Here is a 4289-nt window from a genome sequence, read left to right on the forward strand (position 1 = left end):
CCCGCAGAATGAGTTGACGCGTTCATGGATGCGACTGACAACCTCGGCAGCAGGCAGCGCGCGCAGCTCTTGCAGCGCCGTCCTCAGCCGCTCTTCGCCAAACTCCTCATCTGCCTCGTTCAAGGCCTCGCTCACTCCATCGGTGTACAGCAACAGCACATCTCCAGGAAAAAGGGTGACCTCCCCTACCTCGAAGGAAACATCCCGCATCATTCCCAGAATCAGGCCGCCTCGCTCAAGAGTTTCCATGCTTCCATCGGCACGGAGTAGGAGCGGCGGATTGTGGCCGGCGTTGCAGTAGGTGAGCCGCCTTTCCTCCACGTCCAATTCGGCGTAGAAGAAGGTGATGAACTTGCTCAAATCGGTGCTGGCGTGGATGAGGTTATTGATGCGCCCGACCATCTCCGCCACGTTGCCATGCGCCGCGGCCAAGGCGCGCAGCGAAGCCTGCAGATTGGCCATGAGCAGCGCAGCCGGCGCGCCTTTGCCCGAGACGTCGGCAATGGCCAGAGCGCAATGCCGTTGATCGAAAACGATCCAATCGTAATAGTCGCCCCCGACTTCCCGCGAAGAGATGTTCATCCCTGCCAGGTCGAAACCCGGCAGCGCCGGCGTATGGGTGGGCAACAAGCGCTGCTGGATCTGCTTGGCGATGGCCAGCTCTTCCTCCATGCGCTGCTTCTCCAACGTCTCCTGGAAGAGGCGGGCATTCTCCAGGCAGATCATCGCATAGTTGCCTAAAGTGGAAAGGAACTCGATGTCGTGCTCGCTAAATGGCAGGCCGGTGAGCTTCTGCCCCACCGCGATTAGTCCTCGGGTTTGCTCTTTGTAGCGCATCGGAGCCACCAGCGCCACGCCCAGCTCGTCGAACACGCTTCGTATCTCTTCGTCGTCACACTCTTCCACCAAGAAGGGCTTCTCGGCCTCACACAGGCGACGTAAGAAGCGGGTGCCTTCTTGGCAGTGCACAGTGAGCTCCGCCGGCTGTCCTCCCCGATCGGACACCAGGTGCATGCTGTCCCCTTCGCGCAGGAACACCGTGCAGCGGTTCACCACCAGCTCGCCCATGACCGCATAACTGAGCAAGGCGACGATCTTATCTCTGTCCAAGGTCGCGCTCAGCTCCTTGCCGATGTCGAAGAGGGTATTAAGCTCCTGGATCTTCTTGTCTAACTCGCGGTTCACCTGGCGCAATTCTTCTACGATGAGGCCATTCTCCACGGCCGTGGCCGCGATGTTGGAGAGCGAGCCGAGGAACTCTAACTCGGCAGCCGTATAGGGGGTGTTGGTGATTTTCGGACCGAAACAGATCATGCCTGTGGTGCGCGTGCTGCTCACCAAGGGCACCAAGAGCTGGATACCTACCTGGCGGAAGAAGCCAGCGGCACTGAACTTTCCTGCATCGCTCTCATCGACCAGTATCGGCCCTGTCGGCGGCACTTCGGTCTCGAGGACCTTGCCGACCAGTTCGCGGGGCATCCCTTTGACAGTCTCGACGGTGCAGCGTCCGCGGCCGTCATACAGGAGAGCCACCCCCTTGCTGATCATCATTCTCCCCATGGGGGTCAAAAGCAGGTTGTCGAGGATGGTCTTGAGATTGAGCGAGGAGTTGAGAACCTGGCTCATCTCGAACAGCGCCTGTAGCTCCACCAGGCGCTCATCAAGCTGGCGGGCGATGCTGTCGACTCCCGGAGCCGCCTCTCTGTTCTTACTGGCGTCCACCCTTCACCTTTTTCTGCACCCCTGCCTTGCGCGGGCGAGGGGCATCGCGCTTGACGAAGTACTTCACCATCTTCACCTGGTTGCGCACCCCAGGTTTGATGTCATAGGCAACTTCGTCCATCAGCGTGCGCATCAGGTAGATACCCAAGCCACCGACGCGGAGCTCGGCCAAGTACTCCTTCATGTCCGGCATCTTGATTGACGCCGGGTCGAAACCCTTGCCGTGGTCGGTCACTATCACGGTGAGCTTGTCATAGTCGATCTTGACCACAATGTCGATCGGCTTGCGCGCATCGCGCTCGTAGGCATGTTTGATCACGTTGGAGCAGGCCTCGTCCACCGCCATCTCGATTTTGGTCGCCTCTTCGTCGTCGAAACCCACGCGTCGCGCAATGTGACCGACGAAGCTGCGGATAATCTCCAGATTCTCCGTCTGGCTCGGCATGCGCAGCCGATATCTTTTCACTGCAGATTGCACGGTCGTCACCATTGGTTTGTTCTGCTGGCCAGCGGCCGGAGGCACCGCCTAAGGCTGCTCGCTGAATTTTCTGTGGGCTTCGCTCTCGTCTTTGAAGATGTCGTACAGCGTCGGGAAGCCGAGGAGGTCGAACACGCGGAAGATCTTGTCGCTCATGTTCGTCAGCTTGATGTCTCCTTGGTGGGCCCTGATCATCTCGATAAAGCCCATGAACACGCCCAGCCCTGCGCTGCTGATGTAGGCCAGATCGCTGAAGTTGACGATAATCTTGTATCGCCCCTGGTCCACGAGCTCCTGGAGAGCATCTTCTAATCGCGGCGCCGTGTGAGCATCAAGATAACCCTGCAAGTAGAGAGTCGAGATAGCGCCATCGTCCTTGCGTCGCACCTGAAAGCCTTCCATTCGCAATACCTCCCTCCGTGAAACGACCTTGCTGGGCCAGGCCAGCTTAGTACGTCTTAATGACTACAAAGGTCAGATCGTCGTGCCAGGTTTGTGCACCCGTGTGGACGGTCATGGCCTTTACCAGCGCGGTGCTCAGCCGCCCTCCGAGAAGGCGGACCAGCTCCCCCAGCGTTTCAAAGTTTTCCCCCTGTTCATTGTGTGCTTCAACCAGCCCATCGGTGCACAACAGGACGATGCTTTCGGCATGGCGGTTGGGGGGAGCCTCATCTGCGCTCCGCGGGCGACTTTCAGCTCCTTGGCCAGCGACTCGCCCACAAGCCGCCCATTCTCCAAAGCGTTTGCCACCTGACTGGCAAAGGTTGGAAGCACGCTCAGCGCATCTTCATCGAATGCGCGCTCTACCCTGCCACCTCAGGAGCCCACACGCACCACCACCATGGTCATGTCGTCGTGTTGCGGCATACCGCCCACGAAAGCGCGCACGCGCCGCTCTATGATGTGCACGAGTTGCCGTGGCGGACCACCAGCAAGTTCCGCAACCAGCGCATAGAGCCGGTCTTCGCCAAACTCCTCGTTGCGGCGGTCCATGGCCTCGGTGAAGCCGTCGGTGTAGAACACAAAACAATCGCCGGGGCGCAGCGACGTTTCGTCCTCCTCGATGACCTGCGCAAAGAGCGGTCCGTCCGTCAGCCCCAACGCAATCCCCTTTGGGCACAGCGCCTGGTAGCGGCCCCCCTGGGCACGGCCCAGCACAATGGGATTGTGCCCGGCACGAGCAAAGCGGAAGACGCGGCGCTTCATGTCGAAGATCCCGTACACCATGCTCACAAAGTGCCCGCGCTCGGCGTTTTCGCAGAACAGTTCGTTGACGCGAATGAGCACCTCCCGCGGGCTTTGCAGAGCACGCGCCTGAGAGCGGAAGAAGCCCTTGGTGAGGGTCATGTAAAAGGCCGCAGAAATCCCTTTGCCGGATACGTCCCCAATCGCCACGCCCAGCTGCTGTGGCCCGAGGGCGACAAAGTCGTAATAGTCGCCGCCCACTTCTGTTGCCGGAATGCACGTGGTCGCGATTTCCAGACCAGGAACCTCGGGCACCACACGCGGCAGGAAGCTGAGCTGCACACGTCGTGCCACTTCCAGCTCGCGCTGCAAGCGCAGCCGCTCGTTCATCCGTCGCACATAGGAGGGCGCCAGTTGTGCCAGCTCCGCCTCTCTCTCCCGCCGCCGCCTGAGGACCAGCCCCATGCCCTCTGCGAGTGCCACCAGGAGCAGCAGGGCTACCCCGCTGTAGTACATTGGCCGAGACGTCGCGCTCACCAGTGACGCGCCCTCAATGAGTACCCCGAGGGAGAGATAGCCGATGGCGGCCGTCAGGAAGTCAAAGTGGACAAGAGCGCCGAGGATGAGCGCCGCTGCGGCTAACTTGGCCAACACCCCTGGCCAGCAAGGCCAGACCGCAAACTCGCCACTGCCAATGAGTCCGCTGACCCAAACGGCAGCGGCAACGAGCACAATCCGTCCGCGATTGGCTACGGAGCGGCCCAAAAAGGAGGGGAGAAACAGCACCAGGGCAAAGGTAACAAAGAGTGCATCCAGAACAATGTGGCTCAAGGCATAAAGCCCTGGCACCGCTGCCATGACCTCCTGATGGACCAGGGGAAAATCGATGAAATAAAATGAGGTC

Annotated in this window: 5 protein-coding genes; all 5 read right to left on the minus strand. The window is 60.1% G+C overall.

Features of this window, described 5'->3' with window-relative positions:
• The coding region (locus H5U38_10415; GenBank protein ID MBC7187436.1) for a SpoIIE family protein phosphatase at window positions 1–1722 on the minus strand (1722 nt) is incomplete at its 3' end.
• Entirely contained in the window at window positions 1709–2212 is a 504-nt protein-coding gene (locus H5U38_10420; protein MBC7187437.1) for an ATP-binding protein, read from the minus strand. The genes H5U38_10415 and H5U38_10420, both read right to left, overlap by 14 nt.
• A gap of 36 nt (window positions 2213–2248) precedes the next feature.
• Window positions 2249–2602, minus strand: a complete 354-nt coding sequence (locus H5U38_10425) for an STAS domain-containing protein (protein ID MBC7187438.1) — start codon at window positions 2600–2602, stop codon at window positions 2249–2251.
• 46 nt (window positions 2603–2648) lie between these two features.
• Entirely contained in the window at window positions 2649–2831 is a 183-nt protein-coding gene (locus H5U38_10430) for a SpoIIE family protein phosphatase (protein ID MBC7187439.1), read from the minus strand.
• Between the two features lie 185 nt (window positions 2832–3016).
• Window positions 3017–4243, minus strand: coding sequence for a PP2C family protein-serine/threonine phosphatase (locus H5U38_10435; GenBank protein ID MBC7187440.1), 1227 nt, complete (start codon window positions 4241–4243; stop codon window positions 3017–3019).
• Window positions 4244–4289: the final 46 nt, after the last annotated feature.

Source organism: Calditrichota bacterium (genome assembly GCA_014359355.1).
Lineage (GTDB): Bacteria > Zhuqueibacterota > Zhuqueibacteria > JANLFK01 > Oleimicrobiaceae > Oleimicrobium.

Coding starts and splice junctions, on each gene's coding strand:
- H5U38_10420 (MBC7187437.1), bottom strand. CDS start 2,212: ATGGTGACGACCGTGCAATCTGCAGTGAAAAGATATCGGCTGCGCATG.
- H5U38_10425 (MBC7187438.1), bottom strand. CDS start 2,602: ATGGAAGGCTTTCAGGTGCGACGCAAGGACGATGGCGCTATCTCGACT.
- H5U38_10435 (MBC7187440.1), bottom strand. CDS start 4,243: ATGGCAGCGGTGCCAGGGCTTTATGCCTTGAGCCACATTGTTCTGGAT.